The sequence below is a fragment of the Enterobacter sp. MGH 24 genome (assembly GCF_000493015.1).
In the GTDB taxonomy this organism is placed as follows: domain Bacteria; phylum Pseudomonadota; class Gammaproteobacteria; order Enterobacterales; family Enterobacteriaceae; genus Enterobacter.
On the sequence record NZ_KI535657.1, the window covers coordinates 1,552,599 to 1,572,347 of the forward strand.

A 19,749-nucleotide genomic window follows, 5' to 3' on the forward strand; every position below is an offset into this window, starting at 1 on the left:
GGGGCAGAATAGCAGAAAAGAGAGGAACTACGCGACGCCGGGTTCCTGCGAGCGGCTGTACAGCATTTTGTAGACGGTTGCCGCAGCGGCCACCAGAGCGGGCACGCTGAGGATCATTAAAATACTGTCTGCCTGCCACTGCATGGAAAGAAGCTGGGCGCTGGTCATGGTGCCCGCTACGCCGCCAAAGCGGCCGATCCCCTGCATCCAGGCGATGCCCGTCGCGCGGCACTCGGTAGGGTAAAAGGTAGCGGCCAGGGTTTGCATGCCCGACTGCGCGCCGTTCATCGCGATCCCCATCAGGAAGATCAGCCCGCCAAACAGGGCGATATGATTATGCTCCATGCCGAGCAGCAGGATCAGCCCCATCGTCAGGACAAACCCTCCCGCGACGACTTTATGTGCTTCCCAGCGGTCCATCATCCAGCCCGCGAGCAGAATGCCTGCGGTGCCGCCGAAGGTGAACAGCGAGGTGAGCCAGGCGGATTCCGCCAGGGCATAACCCATCCCCTGCATCAGCGTTGGCATCCAGCTCAGCAGGACGTAGTAAATGACCAGGCCCATAAAATAGGTCACCCACAGCATCAGGGTGCCGGGCAGCCAGGGCATGGAAAACAGCTGCGACACGCTCCCTTTTTTAGACGCGATTTTCTCCTCCGCGAGGAAAAAACCCGTGACGCTATCCAGCGTGCTGCGGGCGAACCGGCTGGCGATTCGGCGAACCTGCATGACGTCCTTCCCGCGCTGCACCAGAAATTTCACCGACTCCGGTAAAAACAGCGCCAGCAGCAGCGTTAAAACCAGCGGAGCAATCGCGCCGGTCAGCAGCACGCTTCGCCAGCCGTGGTGGGGGATAAGCCAGGAAGAGATCGCACCGCCGCCCGCCGCACCCAGAGGGAAGCCGCAGTACATGGTATTGATCGCCATGGCGCGACAGCGCTGGGGGGCAAATTCGGAGATCAGCGTGATGGCGTTAGGCATTGCGGCGCCGAGGCCGAGGCCCGTCAGAAAGCGCCACAGCGTCAGGGTATTCAGACTTTGCGCCCAGGCCGTCCCCAGGCTCGCGAGGCCGAAGAACAGGCAGGAGAAGACCAGCACGCGCTTGCGCCCCATCCGATCCGATACCGGACCGGCGATCAGCGCGCCCAGCGACAGCCCCAGCAGCGCAGCGCTCAGCACCGGCCCGAGATCCTGTTTGTGTATTCCCCATTCTGTAGACAGCGTAGGCGCGATGTAACCCATCGCTGCCGTATCAAAACCATCGATCGCCAGAACCAGAAAGCCCAGCACAATGAGCAGCCAGTGAAACCCTGAAAAGGGACTCTCATCGATCACCTGCTGAATATCCACCTTACCTGAATATGCCATACGCTCCACTCCGATCTGATGTTGTTTTTGTGTTCTTGTATTTGCTTGTCTATACAATTGCGGGCGGCAGGTGGATGTCAAATTTTCTTATCTAATATGTTATCTGGATGTTATTTTTCGCATAAAAAAGCGCCCGGAGGGGGAAATCGGGCGCGTGAGAAAGGAGGGTTAACAGGAAAAGGTCAGGCCGCGTTTCCCTGAGCAAGGGGAGCCAGCGCCGCCGGTAATTTGCTTAACTCCTGCACCAGGGAATCTTTGCTGATTTCGCTAATCGTTTTTGCACCTGTCAGCGTCATCGCCACCTTCATCTCTTTTTCGATCAGGTTGAGCAGATTCGCCACGCCTGCCTGGCCCGCCGTCGCCAGCGCATACAGATACGCACGCCCCAGCAGTACGCTGTCGGCGCCCAGCGCAATCATACGCACCACGTCCAGCCCGTTGCGGATGCCGCTGTCGGCGAGGATGGCAATATCGCCTTTCACCGCATCAGCGATGGCCGGCAGGGCGCGTGCGGAAGAGAGCACCCCGTCAAGCTGGCGTCCGCCGTGGTTAGAGACCACAATCCCGTCTGCGCCAAAGCGTACCGCGTCGCGGGCATCTTCCGGATCGAGGATCCCTTTGATCACCATCGGGCCGTCCCAGAACTCGCGGATCCACTCCAGGTCCTTCCACGAGATCGACGGATCGAAATTGTTCGCCAGCCAGCCGATGTAATCCTCCAGCCCGGTCGGTTTACCGAGGTAAGCCGAGATATTGCCCAGATCGTGCGGACGACCGTTCAGGCCGACATCCCACGCCCACTGCGGGTGGGTCACGGCCTGCCAGTAGCGGCGTAGCGCAGCATTCGGGCCGCTCATGCCGGAGTGCGCATCACGGTAGCGTGCGCCGGGGGTCGGCATATCGACGGTAAAGACCAGCGTCGAGCAGCCCGCCGCCTTGGCGCGCTCCAGCGCGTTACGCATAAAGCCGCGATCCCGCAGGACGTACAGCTGGAACCACATCGGGCGCTTGATGGTCGGGGCGACCTCTTCAATCGGGCAGACGGATACGGTGGAAAGGGTAAACGGAATGCCTTTGGCATCCGCCGCGGCGGCGGCCTGCACTTCACCCCGGCGGGCATACATGCCGCATAAGCCTACAGGTGCGAGCGCTACCGGCATGGAGAGCGTCTCGTTGAACAGCTTTGTCTCAAGGCTCAGATCAGACATATTCTTCAGCACGCGCTGGCGCAGAGCCACCTCCGACAGATCTTCCACGTTGCGGCGCAGGGTGTATTCGGCATACGCTCCGCCGTCGATATAGTGGAACAGGAACGGCGGCAAAATGCGTTGCGCCGCGGCGCGATAGTCACTGGCTGCTGAAATAATCATGCTTTGTTCTCCCTGGAAATATCACTGTCGCCAGGCAGACGGGTAATACGCGCCTGTCGGGCCTGGTCTTCATCGAATCGTTTAATGGTGGTGTGCACGAAACCGAGATGCGCCATCATCGCTTTGCGCGCGGCCTCGGCATCACCGGCCAGAATGGCGTTGAGCACCGCCTCGTGTTGTTCGGTCAGCTGGGCAAACACCGGCGGAACCAGATACATGCGCTGGCGGCTCTGTTTAACCGAGGATTGCAGCAGGTCGAAGAACCCGCGCATGGTCTGGAGCAGCACCACGTTGTGCGACGCCTCGGCAATCGCCAGGTGAAAACGGACGTCCGCCTGGGAGGCGATATCCGGGTCGCGGCTTTGCGTGGCCTCAAAGCAGGCGATGAGTTTCTCTTTGTCGGCGTCGGTTGCCCGCATGGCCGCGTGCCAGGCGGTACTGGTTTCGATGGCGTGACGCGCTTCAAGGATGTCGAAGCTGTAGTCCGGGTCGTTCTCCATCAGCGTCTTCAGCGGCTGAACGATGTTTTGCTCGGACCAGTCGTCATGCTGCCAGCGCACAAAGGTGCCGCCGCCGCGACGGCTCAGCAGCACTCCTTCGCTGACCAGCGTCGCCAGCGCCTCGCGCAGTGAATTGCGCGATACGCCAAGCTGGGCGGCGAGCTGGCGTTCGGCGGGCAACTTCATGCCCGCTTCCAGCTGTTGTTCTTCAATCAGCGCCCGCACGCGAGAGGCAATCTCGTCGGACAGGCGTCTGGGCATCACTATCATGGGATCATCCAGGTTAAGACATAGGCCTGCAGGGTGGTGATCACCCCGACCATGCAGGTGAATATCAGGCTGTGTTTCACGGTAAAGCGGAACAGATCCGACTCTTTACCGACCAGTCCCACCGCCGCACAGGCAATGGCGATGGATTGTGGTGAGATCATTTTCCCGGTCACGCCGCCGGTGGTATTTGCGGCCACCAGCAGGACGTCCGACACGCCAATCTGCTGGGCTGCCGTTGCCTGCAGCGCGGCAAACAGGGCGTTAGACGAGGTATCGGAACCGGTCAGGAACACCCCCAGCCAGCCGAGGAACGGCGAGAAGAAGGTGAAGGCGTGGCTGGTATGGGCCAGCGCCAGTGCCAGCGTCGACGACAGGCCGGAGTAGTTCGAGATAAACGCGAACGCCAGCACCATGCCGATGGAGTAAATCGGCAGCATCAGCTCTTTAACGGTCGCCGCAAAGGTCTGCACCGCGGCCGCAGGCTTCATGCGCAGCCACACCACGGAAAGAATAGCGGCAAACAGGATGGCGGTACCGGTGGCGGAGAACCAGTCGAATTTATAGACCGCAGCATACGGCGTGGCGGCGTGCACCACCGGCGGCATACGGGCGACCATTTTGTCGAGGAACGGTACGGAAATATTAATCACCATGTCGTACAGCGCCCCGCCTGGGGCAAACAGGGCTTTAAACGGCGGGATGCTCCACAGGGTGACCGTTGCGGTCAGGAACAGGAACGGCGACCAGGCGCGGATCACCTGTCCTGCCGTATAGCCCGTACGCGCCAGGGTTTGATCAACCTGCGAGGCGCCCATGTCGGCGAAGCGGAAAATACGCACCGGCTGCCAGCGTTTCAGGAACAGCGTCAGACAGACCAGCGACACCAGCGAGGAGATGATGTCCGGCAGCTCCGGGCCGAGGAAGTTCGAGCTGAGGTACTGGGCAATGGCGAACGAACCGCCCGCTACCATCACCGCAGGCCAGGTCTCCTTCACGCCGCGCCAGCCGTCCATAATCGCCATGATCCAGAACAGGACGATAATGGTCAGGAAGGGCAGCTGGCGGCCAACCATCTGGCCGATCTCGAAGCTGTCCAGCCCGGTGACCTGTCCGGCCACCAGAATTGGAATACCCATCGCGCCAAACGCCACCGGCGCGGTGTTCACAATCAGGCACAGGCCCGCAGCATAGAGCGGGTTAAAGCCCAGACCCACCAGCAGCGCGGCGGTGATCGCCACCGGTGCGCCAAAGCCTGCCGCTCCCTCCAGAAACGCCCCGAAGGAGAAGCCGACAATCAGCATCTGCAGGCGCTGGTCCGGCGTGATGGAGAGAATCGACGAGCGAATGATGTCGAACTGCCCGGTTTTCACCGAAATTTTATAGACAAAGACCGCCGCGATGATGATCCACGCGATCGGCCACAGGCCGTAGAAGAAACCGTAGACGACGGAAGCCAGCGCGCGATCGACCGGCATTTTGTAGAAGAACAGCGCCACCATCAGGGCGATAGCAACGGTATACGTCGCGGCGAGGTAGCCCTTCAGCTTGAGCTTAATCAGCGCAAAGAAGAAGAACAGGATCGGAAGCGATGCGATCAGGCTCGACAGCCAGATATTACCGGCCGGGTCGTAGTTTTGTTGCCAGAGGCTCATGCAGGTCTCCTGGGGACCAGACAGCCTGCGCTGCGGGTGAGTCTCCGCTCAACTCTGCGTCACAGGTTGTGTAAAAGTGGTCCTGCCAATGTTGTGTTGTAGGGTTAATGACAATGAATGGTTAACCAGATGTTATGAGCTGGCAATGGGTTTGTGAGCGAAAATAATGGAATTGTGAACCGGGGGAGGATTGATTGCGCTATTGGTTGGACCAATTCACGCGAAGGGGAAAAGAGTAGGCCGGGTAAGCGCAGCGCCACCCGGCATGAAATCAGAACGCCGTCTTACAAAAGCCCGTCATCTCTTTCAGGCCCATTTCGCGGCCAAGCTCGGTCATCGGGTGTACCACCACCAGACCGCGGACGCTTTTCTTCAGCTTACCCATATCGGCCTGCTCTTTCTTAGTGATCGCGCGACGGTGCGGCATGGCCATCAGCTTCTGCGCTTCTTTGCTCAGCTTCTGGCCTTTGACTTCGCGCAGGCGCTCGATTTCTGTTTCCAGCGTGGCGGCCTCTTTTTCCAGCTCGGCATACTTCTCGGCGGACTCGACCAGTGACAGGCCAGCCATCTGGTGGCGGATCAGATCCAGGCGGTCACTCAGGCGTTTAATTTCGTTCTTTTCGACTTCTTTCATGACAAATAACTCTGAAAACGGGGAATTTACAGGGAAGGATACACCAATGTGAGCAGGCTTACTTCTGAAACGCTTTTTTTAAGCTGATTCGGGAAATCAGCTCAGTCAGGGAGAGAACCATCGTGGAACGGACAACCTGTTGATAACGCAGCTTTTGCATCGCGTAAAGCTCAGGGTCGCTGTTATCAAAATGGGGAGCAGGGGGCAGCGCGGTGACGCAGTGCAGCTCGCCGAAAGGCCCCAGGATCTCATCATCGGTAAAGGTGTACTCATTACCGTCATGATTGAGTTCTTCGCGCAGCGCCATTAACAGCTCCGCATCTTCATACTCCTGCCGGTTCAGCACGCCAAGACCATAAATCAGCTTCAGACGCACGGAGAGATCGCCCAGCGGTCCGTCTCCGTCCAGTAACGGTTCTACAGCATATTTTACCGCGTAGTCGTCTTTGCGAAACACCTGAAGCACCAGAATGTTCACCGCCTCGGTTAACAGCTCGACGGCGGCAATCAGGAAACTTCGTACGGTTTTGCCAGCATTCAGACGCTCAAGCACACGATTTTCAAAGGCCTGGGTTTGTTCCATTATTGCCTGCATATCTGACAATCTATTATTTGGGCGCAGGTTAACCTGCGCCGCACTGTGCATCATTTGGTTGCGTTGTATGCGTTAACCGCCTCCACAACCACGTCGCTGTTGGCGTCCAGACCGGAAATCTGCGCCAGCGCAGCCTGCGCGCCTTTGTCATCAATCAGCTGAGCCAGTTCCTGCGCCTGTGGATCCTGCTCGCTGCGGTAGTGCATCGCAGCGGCAATCCCTTTCACCAGGTTGGCGTGCGGCAGGCCGTATTCCAGCGTGCCCAGCAGCGGCTTAATCAGGCGGTCGCCCGCGCTCAGTTTGCGCAGAGGCTGACGGCCCACGCGCTCAACGTCATCTTTCAGATACGGGTTTTCAAAGCGACCGAGGATTTTCTGAATGTATGCTGCGTGTTTATCAGCATCAAAACCGTAGCGTTTGATCAGCACCGCGCCGCTCTCTTCCATTGCCCCTTTTACCACCGCGCGGATCTTCTCATCGAGGATCGCGTCACGAATGGTCTGATGACCGGCCAATTTTCCGAGGTACGCGGTTATAGCATGCCCGGTGTTCAGCGTGAAGAGTTTGCGTTCGACAAATGCCATCAGGTTATCGGTTAATTCCATTCCCGGAATGGTCGGCAGGGCGCCTTTAAACTGGGTTTTATCCACGATCCACTCGCTGAAGGTTTCCACGGTCACTTCCAGCGGGTCGTTGGTGGCGGATTCAGACGGCGGAACGATGCGATCCACGGCGGAATCCACAAACCCGACGTGCGCTTCAACCCAGGCTTTGTCTTCGTCTGCTACAGCGTTGAGCACGTGGCCTTTCAGCTGCGTGGTGCCGCGCACCATGTTTTCACAGGCGATGATGTTCAGCGGGGTGTCGATGCCCTGCGCTTTACGTTTTGCCAGGCCTTTTGCGACAGCAGGGGCGATGCGCTCAAGCACCACCGGGCCTACCGCCGTGGTGACCAGATCGACGCTGGCGATCAGGTCGATAACGTCTTCACCGATGCTGCTGACCGCGTTGACGCCGGATACCGTCTCAACCTGTTCGTTTTCACCGACCACATGGACCTGATAGCTATGACGCGCATTCAGGGCATCCAGGACAACCTGATTCACATCGGCGAATGTCAGCGTAATGCCCGCGTCTGCCAGCAGTTTACCGATAAAACCACGACCGATATTACCTGCGCCAAAATGTAATGCTTTCATAGTGTTAACCTTCATCAATGTTTTTACCCGAGAGGGCTGGGGTGAGGAACGTTTCCCCTCACCCTAGCCCTCTCCCCGGGGGGAGAGGGAAGAGAACTTATTTGTTAAGCAGTGCCAGGACTTCTTCCACGCTGGTGGTGCTGGCCAGACGCTCGATGACAGACTCATCGTCCAGCGCGTTGGTCAGACTGGTAATCACCTGAATGTGCTCGTTGTTGCGAGCGGCGATACCAATCACCAGACGGGCGATGTCGTCTTCTTCTTCACCGAAGCGTACGCCCTGCGGATACTGACAGAATACGACGCCGGTTTTCAGGACGCGATCTTTCGCTTCAACCGTACCGTGCGGCACTGCGATGGATTCACCCAGGTAGGTTGGCGTCAGTTTTTCGCGTTCCAGCATTGCGTCGACATACTCAGGCTGAACGTAGCCGCCTTTCACCAGCTGCTCACCGGCAAAGCGAATCGCTTCTTCTTTGGTTGCCGCTGTGCGACCGAGGAAGATGTTTTCCGCACCCAGTTTGAACAGGTGGGCGTTGCTCTCGTCAAAGCTGTCCTGCAGGCTGGAGCGCACTTTCACTTCGTTGTCTTCGTGACGCTGCGCGGCAACCAGACGTTCGGTCAGGCTGGTGTACAGGCCGCTGTCGAGGAAGTTAGTCAGCGAGATGTGCTGTGCCTGCGGCACCTGGCGCATGGCGCGTTCGGTCAGGTCGCGGTGCGTGATGACCAGGTCAACGTCCGGCGGCAGGCTGTTAATGGCGCTGTTGGTGACGGAGATGTTGGTCAGGCCCGCATCCTGCACTTTCTTACGCAGTACGCCTGCACCCATTGCGCTGGAACCCATACCGGCGTCGCAGGCAACGATGATTTTACGCACATGGCTCAGGTCGTTAGAGACATCGCCAGCCGCCAGCGGGGTCGCGCCTTTGGATTCGGCTTTCATGTCGTGCATACGACGGGTTGCCGCTTCGATATCGTCGTCTTCTTTCACTTTGCTGGTTTTCAGCAGGATAGAAGAGACCACGAAGGAGACCGCCATCGCCGCACAGATCGCCGCGATGTTCGCGAAGTACGCCCCTTTCGGCGTCATCGCCAGTACCGCCAGGATGGAACCCGGAGAAGCCGGAGACACCAGACCGCCGCCCAGCACGCTCAGGGTGAACACGCCGGTCATACCGCCGAGGATAACGGCCAGGATCAGACGTGGGTTCATCAGCACGTACGGGAAGTAAATTTCGTGAATACCGCCCAGGAAGTGAATGATTGCCGCACCGCCAGCAGACTGCTTCGCGCTGCCGCGACCAAAGAACATATACGCCAGCAGAACGCCCATACCCGGACCCGGGTTAGCTTCAATCAGGAAGAAGATAGACTTGCCGAGATCGTGTGACTGCTGAATACCCAGCGGCGAGAAGATACCGTGGTTGATGGCGTTGTTCAGGAACAGGATTTTTGCCGGCTCTACGAAGATAGACGCCAGCGGCAGCATGTCGTGCGCAACCATGAAGTTAACGCCTGCCGCCAGAATTTTGGACAGCACTTCAACCGCAGGGCCAATGCCGAGGAACGCCAGAATCGCGAGGATCATCCCGATGATGCCCGCAGAGAAGTTGTTCACCAGCATTTCGAAGCCGGATTTGATCTTACCATCAACCCAGACGTCGAATTTCTTAATCGCCCAGCCGCCCAGAGGACCGGCAATCATCGCACCGAGGAACATCGGCATATCCGCACCGACTATAACACCCATGGTCGTGATGGCACCCACTACGCCACCACGGTCACCGCCCACCAGACGACCCCCGGTGAAACCGATGAGCAGCGGCAGGAGATAGGTAATCATTGGGCCAACAAGTTTCGCCAGCGTTTCGTTAGGCAACCACCCTGTCGGAATGAACAATGCGGTGATGATACCCCACGCGATAAACGCGCCGATATTTGGCATCACCATGTTGCTGAGGAAACGACCAAAGCTTTGAACTTTGATCTTGAAATCGGATGACATAAAACACCCCTTCTTCTGTTTGCGCTTAGGCTTGCGGCCCGAGGTTTGTTGTTAATGAGGCGGCAGAGGTAGCCGGACCCTGTTCTGATGCTGTGAAATCTGGCACTGAATCGTTCAACTGTCCAGACGGTGGAAATTTGTGTGACACGCATCACGTAAATGTAGGGGGTGCGGACATCAATGAGGTGATCTGAATCACAAAACGAATGGACAAAAAAAATACGATGGCGAGAAAAACGACAAAAACCACTCTTTTATGTGATGAGTATCACGATTTGATTTTGTGGGTTTGTTTCTGGATTGTGACTGATTTCACAAAATATTTTTATACAGATTTCTCCGGCTGTGATCGGCGGCAAACTCTGCTTCGCGATTCAGCGCCAGGATGATATTGCACGACACGATAAGCTAAAAAACCACTTTTGATGTGTGGTATGGCGAAAAGTTAAAACGTGGATTACGCTCATATTGTAAGGTTAAGTATATTATTATTCAGGATATATTTTGACACGCTTATAAACTTGCATGGAGATATTATAAAAACCGATACTCCCCGGCTCTGAAATAACCAGCATGCCTTTTGTATTTTAAAATAAATTAATTAGGTTGCGTACTGTTTTATTAATTTAATGAGTTGACGTTGTTTAAGTGAGGAGAATATGTTTCTCAACTATTTTGCGCTGGGCGTATTGATTTTTGTATTTCTGGTTCTCTTTTATGGAATCATCGCCATCCATGACATTCCTTATAATATGGCCAAAAAGCGTAACCATCCCCATGCCGATGCGATTCATACGGCAGGCTGGATTAGCCTGTTTACGCTCCATGCCATCTGGCCGTTCCTGTGGATATGGGCCACGCTGTACCGTGAAGATCGCGGCTGGGGGATGCAAAACCACATCACCAAGCCTGATGAGGTTCCGGGCATGGATGCGCTGGCCAAACGCGTGGCCGAATTAGAACAAAAGCTGGCCGCGGTACAGCCCGCTGCTGATAAAAACACGCTGGAGCGCTAATCATGGATCTGTTGATTATTTTGACCTATGTGGCATTTGCCTGGGTGATTTTTAAAATATTCCGTATTCCGGTAAACCAGTGGACGCTTGCCACCGCGACATTAGGCGGGGTGTTTATTGTTGCCGGACTTATTCTGTTAATGAACTATAACCATCCGTATACCTTTACGGCGCAAAAGGCGGTTATTTCTATTCCGATTACGCCGCAGGTTACCGGGGTGGTCAGTGAAGTGACTGATAAAAATAACCAGCTTATTAAAAAAGGCGAAGTGTTATTTAAACTGGATCCGGGCCGCTACCAGGCGCGCGTCGACAGACTGCAGGCTGACCTGGTGACCGCGACGCACAACATCGACAATCTGAAAGCGCAGCTGGTGGAGGCCGTCGCCAATACGACGCGCGTCTCCGCAGAGCGCGACCGCCTGTATAAAGATTATCAGCGCTACCTGAAAGGCAGTCAGGCGAAGGTGAATCCGTTCTCTGAAAGCGATATCGACAACGCGCGGCAGAACTATCTCGCGCAGGATGCGCTGGTAAAAGGCTCCGTTGCTGAACAGACGCAGATTCAAAGCCAGCTGGATAGCATGGTGAACGGCGAACAGTCGCAGATTGCCTCCTTACGTGCGCAGCTTGCTGAAGCCAAATACAACCTGGATCAGACCGTGGTCCGTGCGCCAAGCGATGGTTACATCACCCAGGTGCTGATCCGTCCGGGGACGTACGCCGCCGCGCTGCCTCTGCGTCCGGTGATGGTCTTTATTCCTGAACAGAAGCGTCAGATCGTGGCCCAGTTCCGTCAGAACTCGCTGCTGCGTCTGAAGCCGGGCGATGAAGCGGAAGTGGTGTTTAACGCGCTGCCGGGCCAGGTGTTTACCGGTAAACTCACCAGCATTCTGCCGGTGGTGCCGGGCGGTTCCTATCAGGCGCAGGGCGCGCTGCAGTCGCTGACGGTGGTGCCGGGAACGGATGGCGTGTTGGGCACTATCGAACTGGATCCGAATGCGGATGTCGATGCGCTGCCGGACGGTATCTATGCCCAGGTGGCGGTCTACTCGGACCATTTCGCCCACGTCTCGGTGATGCGTAAAGTACTGCTGCGCATGACCAGCTGGATGCACTACCTCTATCTCGATCACTAATCCTTCCGGGGCAGGAATGCGACACGCATACCTGCCCTTTTTTCATCGCTTGATCCATACTGACCTTTTTCCGGCATCAAGGATCAGGCAATGAAACTCATCGGTAGCTACACCAGTCCCTTCGTGCGAAAGATCTCGATTCTCCTGCTGGAGAAAGGGATTGAATTTGAATTCATCAATGAACAGCCCTACAACGCTGAAAACGGCGTCGCGCAGTACAACCCGCTGGGGAAAGTCCCGGCGCTGGTGACGGACGAGGGCGAATACTGGTTCGATTCCCCAATTATCGCGGAGTATATCGAGCTGCTGGGCGTTGCCCCGGCAATGCTGCCTGGTGACCCCAAAGCGGCGCTGGCAGTGAAGCAAATCGAAGCCCTGGCCGATGGTATTATGGATGCGGCGTTAACCTCCGTGCGTGAGCAGGCAAGGCCCGTCGCCCAGCAGTCGGAAACGGAACTGTTACGCCAGCGGGAAAAAATCAGCCGCAGCCTGGACAGATGCGAACAGCTAATCCAGGAGGGAAAGATTCAAACCGACGAGCTGAACCTGGCAACCATCGCCATCGCCTGCGCTATCGGCTATCTCAACTTCCGCCGCGTTTCCCCTGGCTGGTGCGTCGACCGTCCGCTGCTGGTGAAACTGGCAGACACGCTTTTTAGCCGCGAGAGCTTTGCCCGTACCGAACCGCCAAAGGCTTGACGCGGGTTATAACACTTAGGCATCGGAGGCGGTACAATCCCTCCACATGTTAACTCCCTCTCCCGTCGGGAGGGGGGAAGATATTTACTCGCCAGGCGCTTTCATGACTACTCATCATTCGCTGTACAGCCAGATCCCCGCTACCGACCGTCTCCTTCGCGAGCCCCGCATTCATGCTGTTGTTGAGCGCTTCGGCCATACCGCGACGGTGGAGATGTTACGCCTGCTTCAGGACGAAGCCCGAAGCGTAATTCAGGCAGAAAACGCCTTGCCCGACTGGTGCGCAGCATGGGAGCAGGAAGCCGAACACCGGCTGGACGAGAAAGCGCAAAGCGCGTTACGCTCGGTGATTAACCTGACGGGTACCGTCCTGCATACCAACCTGGGACGCGCGCAGCAGGCGGATGAGGCTATCGCGGCGGTTGTGCAGGCCATGCGGGCGCCCGTGACGCTGGAGTACGATCTGGACGGTGCCGGACGCGGGCATCGCGATCGCGCGCTGGCGGACCTGCTGTGCCAGCTGACCGGCGCGGAAGATGCCTGCATTGTGAATAACAACGCTGCGGCGGTGCTGCTGATGCTGGCGGCCACCGCCAGCGGCAAAGAGGTGGTGGTTTCCCGCGGCGAGCTGGTGGAGATTGGCGGGGCGTTTCGCATTCCGGACGTGATGCGCCAGGCGGGCTGTACGCTGCATGAGGTGGGCACCACCAACCGTACCCATGCGAAAGACTATCGCGCGGCGGTGAATGAAAATACCGCCCTGCTGATGAAGGTTCACACCAGCAATTACCATATTGAAGGCTTCACCAAAACGGTCGAAGAGGCGGAGCTGGCGGCGATAGGCCGCGAACTGAAAATACCGGTGATTGCCGATCTCGGCAGCGGCTCGCTGGTGGACCTGAGCCAATACGGGCTGCCGAAAGAACCGATGCCGCAAGAGATGATTGCGGCGGGCGTCAGCCTGGTCAGCTTTTCCGGTGATAAACTGCTGGGCGGGCCGCAGGCCGGGATTATTGTCGGCAAGCGCGAGCTGATTGCGAAGCTGCAGCAGCATCCGCTCAAGCGCGCCCTGCGAGCCGATAAAATGACGCTTGCCGCGCTGGAGGCGACGCTGCGGCTTTATCTCCATCCGGAGAAACTGGCCGACCGCCTGCCCACGCTGCGTTTGTTAAGCCGCGATGCCGCCTCGATTCGCGCCCAGGCCGAATTACTGCTGCCGCGCATTGCCCCGCACTATCCCGATTTTGACGTTCGCATTGAGCCCTGCCAGTCGCAGATTGGCAGCGGTTCGCTGCCGGTGGACAGGTTGCCGAGTGAAGCGCTCACGTTCACCCCGCGTGACGGGCGAGGCAGCCACCTTGAAGCCCTGTCGTCGCGCTGGCGTGGCCTGCCTGCCCCGGTCATCGGGCGGATTTACGATGGCCGAATGTGGCTGGATCTGCGCTGCCTTGAAGATGAAGAGCGATTTCTGGAGATGTTGTTGAAATGATTATTGCCACCGCCGGTCATGTCGACCACGGAAAAACCACATTACTGCAGGCGATTACCGGCATAAACGCCGACCGCCTGCCGGAAGAGAAAAAGCGCGGCATGACCATCGATCTGGGCTATGCCTACTGGCCCCAGCCTGATGGGCGCGTACTGGGTTTTATAGATGTTCCGGGGCATGAAAAGTTTCTGTCTAACATGCTGGCGGGCGTGGGGGGCATCGATCATGCCCTGCTGGTGGTGGCCTGCGATGATGGCGTTATGGCGCAAACCCGTGAGCACCTGGCGATCCTGCAGCTGACCGGCAACCCGCAGCTGACCGTGGCGCTGACCAAAGCTGATCGCGTGGATGACGCACGCGTCAGCGAGGTGCGCGAAACGGTACAGGCGACCCTGCGGGAATATGGTTTTGCCGATGCCCCGCTTTTTATCACCGTGGCGACAGAAGGGCGCGGTATTGATGAACTTCGCCACCACTTACAGCAGCTTTCGTCGCGTGACCACGCCGGCCATCACCGCTTCCGTCTGGCGATTGACCGGGCGTTTACCGTCAAAGGGGCGGGTCTGGTGGTTACCGGTACGGCGCTGAGTGGTGAAGTGAAAGTGGGGGATAGCCTGTGGCTGACGGGCGTTAACAAACCGATGCGCGTGCGCGGCCTGCATGCGCAAAACCAGCCCGCAGAGCGTGCTCATGCCGGGCAGCGGATCGCGCTGAACATTGCCGGGGATGCGGAAAAAGAGCAGCTTAACCGCGGCGACTGGCTGCTGGCCGATGCCCCACCTGAACCGTCTGAACGCGTCATTGTCTCCCTGCAGACAAACGTGCCCCTGACCCAATGGCAGCCGCTGCATATCCACCACGCGGCCAGCCATATCACCGGGCGCGTGTCGCTGCTGGAAAACGACCTTGCCGAACTGGTATTCGATTCTCCGCTCTGGCTTGCAGACAACGATCGTCTGGTACTGCGTGATATTTCCGCGCGGGAAACGCTGGCCGGAGCACGGGTTGTCGCGCTGAATCCACCGCGACGCGGCAAGCGTAAACCTGAATATCTGCAGTGGCTGGCTGCTCTGGCGCTGACCAGCGATGATAACGCCGCGCTGCGGGTGCATCTCGATCGCGGTGCGGTGAGCCTGAGTGATTTTGCATGGGCACGCCAGCTGAGCGGGGAAGGCCTGAACCAGCTCACCCAGCAGCCGGGCTTTATTCAGGCTGGAAACAGTCTGCTTAATGCCCCGGTTGCGGCACGCTGGCAGCGTAAGATACTGAACACGCTGGCAACGTATCATGAACAGCATCAGGACGAGCCTGGCCCGGGCCGTGAGCGTCTGCGGCGCATGGCGCTGCCGATGGAAGACGATGCGCTGGTGCTGCTGCTGATTGAAAACATGCGCGAAAGCGGTGTGATTAAAAGCCACCACGGCTGGCTGCATCTGCCGGATCACAAGGCCGGGTTCACCGCAGAGCAAGAGGCAGTGTGGCAAAAAGTGGCCCCGCTGTTTGGCGATGAGCCGTGGTGGGTTCGCGATCTGGCTCGCGAAACGAATACCGACGAGCAGGTGATGCGTCAGGTATTGCGGCATGCAGCGCAGCAGGGGCTGATAGTCGCGATCGTGAAAGATCGTTATTACCGTAACGATCGCATTGTGGCGTTTGCCAACCTGATCCGCGAGCTGGATCAGGAGCGGGGCTCCACCTGCGCAGCCGATTTCCGCGACCGACTGAACGTGGGCCGCAAGCTGGCGATTCAGATCCTGGAGTATTTCAACCGCATCGGCTTTACCCGCCGTCGCGGTAACGATCATTTATTACGCGATTCGTTATTATTTCCTGAAACGAAAGGCGGGATGAATACAAAATAAAAATAGATTGAAATAGATTTATATATTAATTAACACTTTCGCAGGCAGTAATTTGTTAAACCTGCGAAGGTGTACGCAAAAACAGGTTTTTGATCATATTTTTAAAATACTATTTTCCGTATGCTGCCGAGAGTTTATATCTCTTTGAGGATTTATTATGGCTGCATCCGTATTTTATATTCCTTCCGTGAATATTATTGGTTCTGATTCATTATCTTCCGCGATGGATACCATGCGCGACTACGGGTGGCGCCGCGCGCTGATTGTCACCGACGCGATGCTGAGCAAACTGGGTATGGCTACTGATATCCAAAACGCGCTTAAGGAACGCGATATTTCCAGTGTGATTTACGATGGCACACATCCGAATCCAACAACGGCAAACGTTGCTGCTGGTCTGGAAATATTAAAAAGCAACCACTGCGACTGCGTTATATCACTGGGTGGCGGGTCGCCACATGACTGTGCAAAAGGTATTGCACTGGTGGCCGCTAATGGCGGCGACATTCGTGACTATGAGGGTGTTGATCGCTCGGCAAAACCGCAATTGCCAATGATTGCTATTAATACCACTGCCGGTACAGCCTCTGAAATGACACGCTTCTGTATTATTACCGATGAGGCGCGCCATATCAAAATGGCTATTGTGGATAAACATGTCACACCGGTTCTGTCCGTTAACGATTCTTCTCTAATGGCAGGGATGCCTGCATCGCTAACGGCGGCAACCGGTATGGACGCCCTGACCCACGCGATTGAGGCCTATGTCTCCGTGGCAGCCACACCGATTACGGACGCCTGTGCCCTTAAAGCAGTGACGATGATCAGCGAAAATCTGGTGCATGCTGTTGAAGAAGGCAGTAATGCGAAGGCACGCGAGGCGATGGCCTATGCACAATTCCTCGCGGGCATGGCGTTTAACAATGCTTCCTTAGGCTACGTACACGCGATGGCGCATCAGTTGGGTGGTTTTTACGACCTTCCACACGGCGTATGTAACGCGGTACTGCTGCCGCACGTTCAGGTGTTTAACAGTAAAGTGGCGGCAGCCCGTTTGCGTGACTGTGCGGGAGCCATGGGCGTAGATGTTAGCAAGATGACTGATGAGCAGGGTGCACAGGCGTGCATCGTAGAAATTCGTGCCCTGGCTCGTAAAGTGAATATCCCGTCCGGCCTCCGTGAACTGAACGTCAAAGAGGAAGATATTCCGGTTCTTGCGACCAATGCGCTCAAGGATGCTTGCGGGTTCACCAACCCCGTTCAGGCTACCCATGATGAGATCGTGGCGATTTATCGCGCCGCGATGTGACCCCCGTCGTAAACGCCGTTACCGGTTGGCGAGAAAATCGCCAGCCGGAACTACCCTTGTTGTACACCAACAGCAAGGAGACGGTCATGACAAATAATCCTCCCTCATCGCGTATCCAGCCCGGCGAGTATGGTTTTCCCCTCAAGCTGAAGCCTCGTTATGACAACTTCATTGGCGGCGACTGGGTGGCTCCCGTCGACGGCGAATACTATTCCAACCTGACTCCCGTTACCGGCCAGCCGCTGTGCGAGATAGCCAGCTCCGGCAAGCGCGATATCGATCTGGCGCTGGATGCGGCGCACAAAGCAAAAGAAAAATGGGGCCATACCTCCGTTCAGGATCGCGCGGCCATTTTGTTCAAAATCGCCGACCGAATGGAGCAGAATCTGGAGCTGCTGGCGACCGCGGAGACCTGGGATAACGGCAAGCCGATCCGGGAAACAATGGCGGCAGACGTGCCGCTGGCCATCGACCACTTCCGCTATTTTGCCTCCTGTATTCGCGCTCAGGAGGGGGGAATTAGTGAGGTAGACAGCGATACCGTGGCATATCATTTCCACGAACCGCTGGGCGTCGTCGGGCAAATTATTCCGTGGAACTTCCCGCTGCTGATGGCGAGCTGGAAAATGGCGCCCGCGCTGGCGGCCGGGAACTGCATTGTGCTGAAACCGGCGCGCCTGACCCCGCTCTCGGTGCTGCTTTTGATGGAAATCGTTGGCGATCTTCTGCCGCCGGGCGTGATTAACGTGGTCAACGGTGCGGGCGGTGAGATAGGGGAATATCTGGCGACCTCGAAACGGATCGCTAAAGTGGCGTTTACCGGGTCGACGGAAGTGGGCCAGCAGATTATGCAGTACGCCACGCAGAACATCATTCCGGTGACCCTGGAACTGGGCGGGAAATCCCCGAACATCTTCTTCGCGGACGTGATGGAGGAAGAGGATGCCTTCTTTGATAAAGCTCTGGAAGGGTTTGCGCTGTTTGCGTTTAACCAGGGCGAAGTCTGCACCTGTCCAAGCCGCGCGCTGGTGCAGGAGTCCATCTATGAGCGCTTTATGGAGCGCGCTATTCGCCGCGTTGAGTCTATCCGCAGCGGTAACCCGCTCGATAACGTCACGCAGATGGGCGCGCAGGTTTCGCATGGACAGCTGGAAACTATCCTCAACTACATTGATATCGGCAAGAAAGAGGGGGCGGACATTCTGACCGGCGGTCGCCGTAAAGTGCTCGGCGGGGATCTGCAGGAAGGGTATTACCTTGAGCCGACTATCCTGTTCGGTCAGAACAACATGCGCGTCTTCCAGGAGGAAATTTTCGGACCGGTGCTGGCTGTGACCACCTTCAAAACGATGGAGGAGGCGCTGGAGATTGCCAACGATACGCCGTATGGCCTGGGGGCAGGCGTCTGGAGCCGCAACGGTAATCTGGCCTATAAAATGGGCAGAGGCATTCAGGCCGGGCGCGTCTGGACCAACTGCTACCACGCCTATCCGGCGCACGCGGCATTTGGCGGTTATAAGCAGTCGGGTATCGGGCGTGAAACCCACAAGATGATGCTGGAGCATTACCAGCAGACGAAATGTCTGCTGGTCAGCTACTCCGATAAACCGCTGGGGCTGTTCTAATCGCCCAGCTCAGGCCGTCCATGGACGGCCTGAGCAATTTGCTGGCGCAGGCAGTTCAGAACGCCATCCAGAACGTATTGCACGCGCCAGGGCTGGTATTCGCGTTTGCGGAAGATGGCCGTGAGATCGAGCCACCACTCTTCCTGATGCGGGAAGCAGGGGACCAGCATTCCTTGCGTTAGTTCTTTCTTTAGACTCTCTTTTGGCGCAAAAACAATCCCGAGATTATTTCTTGCCAGCTCCAGGGCCGTCTGCGTATTGTCGCAAATATAATTACCGGTCACCCGGTAGTCGTGCACGTTATCACTGCCGTGCACGCGGAAACGCCAGATGTTTGCATCATCGACCAGCATAGAGTCAATGAGAATGCAGGAGTGGTTAATTAAATCTTCAGGTCCCGTTAAGGGGTGTTTATTTAAATACTCAACGGTTGCGAATGCCGTAACGGAATATTTTGTCAAAACGCTGGCGACCAGGTTTTCGTCTTTCGGTTGTGCATAGGTAATTAAAATGTCGCAGTCATCAGGAAAGGAAACGCCTTCTGAAAATTCATTCCGGTCCAGGTTGTAGGTTTTCAGGGAGATGCGAATGTCACCGATATCTTCTATTTGATGGATCACGTGTCGCGCGAGATAGGTCACGATACCTGTGGGGGCATAGATTGTGACCTTTCCTCGCTTTTCATGCTTATAATCAGCAATGAAATTAACGAGTTGACTGTTCTTATCCAGCGTGGCATTAACGTAAGGGAGTAACGCTTCACCAAACTGGGTCAGGGCCAGTTGCCGCGTGGTGCGTTCAAAAACCTTCAGTCCAACCCGCGTTTCAAAATCAGACAGGTATTTACTGACGTTGGCCTGCGCCATGCCCAGCAGGGCGGCGGCATCACCAATGCTGTGGGTAGCTGCGATGACGGATATAATTTTTAATTCGCGTGGTTTTAGCTGTAATTTATTCATCATGCGCACCCATCTATATGATTTTATATATAATATTATATAAACCGCAGCGTTGCAT

General features: G+C 56.6%; 16 protein-coding genes. 7 read left to right on the forward strand and 9 right to left on the reverse strand.

Annotation, left to right across the window (positions count from 1 at the left end; translation table 11 throughout):
• Positions 1–27: 27 nt before the first annotated feature.
• The 8 genes from L370_RS14450 to L370_RS14415 all read right to left on the reverse strand — a co-directional run bounded on the left by L370_RS14450 (position 28) and on the right by L370_RS14415 (position 9,593).
• Positions 28–1,368: an MFS transporter gene (locus tag L370_RS14450; protein ID WP_023334041.1), complete on the reverse strand. Its 1,341-nt coding sequence runs from the start codon at positions 1,366–1,368 to the stop codon at positions 28–30.
• A gap of 182 nt (positions 1,369–1,550) precedes the next feature.
• Positions 1,551–2,738 (reverse strand): quinone-dependent L-lactate dehydrogenase, encoded by a 1,188-nt coding sequence (gene lldD / locus L370_RS14445; protein ID WP_023334042.1) that lies wholly within the window; start codon positions 2,736–2,738, stop codon positions 1,551–1,553.
• Entirely contained in the window at positions 2,735–3,508 is a 774-nt protein-coding gene (gene lldR / locus L370_RS14440) for a transcriptional regulator LldR (protein ID WP_023334043.1), read from the reverse strand. The genes lldD and lldR overlap by 4 nt, the downstream gene beginning before the upstream one ends.
• Positions 3,505–5,160 carry an L-lactate permease gene (gene lldP / locus L370_RS14435; RefSeq protein WP_023309919.1) on the reverse strand — a complete coding sequence of 552 codons (1,656 nt, stop codon included), beginning with the start codon at positions 5,158–5,160 and terminating at the stop codon, positions 3,505–3,507. Before lldP ends, lldR begins: the two co-directional genes overlap by 4 nt.
• Positions 5,161–5,431: 271 nt before the next feature.
• The gene (locus L370_RS14430) at positions 5,432–5,794 is read right to left on the reverse strand and encodes a YibL family ribosome-associated protein (protein ID WP_023334044.1); all 363 of its coding nucleotides are present in this window, start codon (positions 5,792–5,794) and stop codon (positions 5,432–5,434) included.
• Positions 5,795–5,852: 58 nt separating this feature from the next.
• Complete coding sequence (gene mtlR / locus L370_RS14425; protein WP_023309920.1) at positions 5,853–6,443, reverse strand: mannitol operon repressor MtlR; 591 nt, start codon at positions 6,441–6,443, stop codon at positions 5,853–5,855.
• Entirely contained in the window at positions 6,440–7,588 is a 1,149-nt protein-coding gene (gene mtlD, locus L370_RS14420) for a mannitol-1-phosphate 5-dehydrogenase (RefSeq protein ID WP_023309921.1), read from the reverse strand. The genes mtlR and mtlD overlap by 4 nt, the downstream gene beginning before the upstream one ends.
• Positions 7,589–7,685: 97 nt before the next feature.
• Positions 7,686–9,593, reverse strand: coding sequence for a PTS mannitol transporter subunit IICBA (locus tag L370_RS14415; RefSeq protein ID WP_023334045.1), 1,908 nt, complete (start codon positions 9,591–9,593; stop codon positions 7,686–7,688).
• 659 nt (positions 9,594–10,252) lie between these two features.
• On the opposite strand from L370_RS14415, the gene L370_RS14410 reads away from it, so the two are divergent.
• The 7 genes from L370_RS14410 (at position 10,253) to aldB (ending at position 18,732) form a co-directional block, all read left to right on the forward strand.
• Positions 10,253–10,609 (forward strand): DUF3302 domain-containing protein, encoded by a 357-nt coding sequence (locus L370_RS14410; RefSeq protein ID WP_023334046.1) that lies wholly within the window; start codon positions 10,253–10,255, stop codon positions 10,607–10,609.
• A gap of 2 nt (positions 10,610–10,611) precedes the next feature.
• Positions 10,612–11,748 carry an HlyD family secretion protein gene (locus L370_RS14405; protein WP_023334047.1) on the forward strand — a complete coding sequence of 379 codons (1,137 nt, stop codon included), beginning with the start codon at positions 10,612–10,614 and terminating at the stop codon, positions 11,746–11,748.
• A 90-nt stretch (positions 11,749–11,838) separates the two neighbouring features.
• Positions 11,839–12,447: a glutathione S-transferase gene (locus L370_RS14400; protein ID WP_023334048.1), complete on the forward strand. Its 609-nt coding sequence runs from the start codon at positions 11,839–11,841 to the stop codon at positions 12,445–12,447.
• 103 nt (positions 12,448–12,550) lie between these two features.
• On the forward strand, positions 12,551–13,936 hold the full coding sequence (gene selA / locus L370_RS14395) for an L-seryl-tRNA(Sec) selenium transferase (RefSeq protein ID WP_023334049.1): 1,386 nt from the start codon (positions 12,551–12,553) through the stop codon (positions 13,934–13,936).
• On the forward strand, positions 13,933–15,798 hold the full coding sequence (selB, locus tag L370_RS14390; RefSeq protein WP_023334050.1) for a selenocysteine-specific translation elongation factor: 1,866 nt from the start codon (positions 13,933–13,935) through the stop codon (positions 15,796–15,798). Before selA ends, selB begins: the two co-directional genes overlap by 4 nt.
• Before the next feature lie 157 nt (positions 15,799–15,955).
• Positions 15,956–17,107, forward strand: coding sequence for an L-threonine dehydrogenase (gene yiaY, locus L370_RS14385; RefSeq protein ID WP_023334051.1), 1,152 nt, complete (start codon positions 15,956–15,958; stop codon positions 17,105–17,107).
• Positions 17,108–17,193: 86 nt separating this feature from the next.
• Positions 17,194–18,732: an aldehyde dehydrogenase AldB gene (gene aldB, locus L370_RS14380; RefSeq protein ID WP_023334052.1), complete on the forward strand. Its 1,539-nt coding sequence runs from the start codon at positions 17,194–17,196 to the stop codon at positions 18,730–18,732.
• Here the strand turns inward: aldB and L370_RS14375 are convergent.
• Positions 18,729–19,694 (reverse strand): LysR family transcriptional regulator, encoded by a 966-nt coding sequence (locus tag L370_RS14375; protein WP_071787431.1) that lies wholly within the window; start codon positions 19,692–19,694, stop codon positions 18,729–18,731. The two genes, aldB and L370_RS14375, sit on opposite strands and share 4 nt — an antisense overlap.
• Positions 19,695–19,749 lie beyond the last annotated feature (55 nt).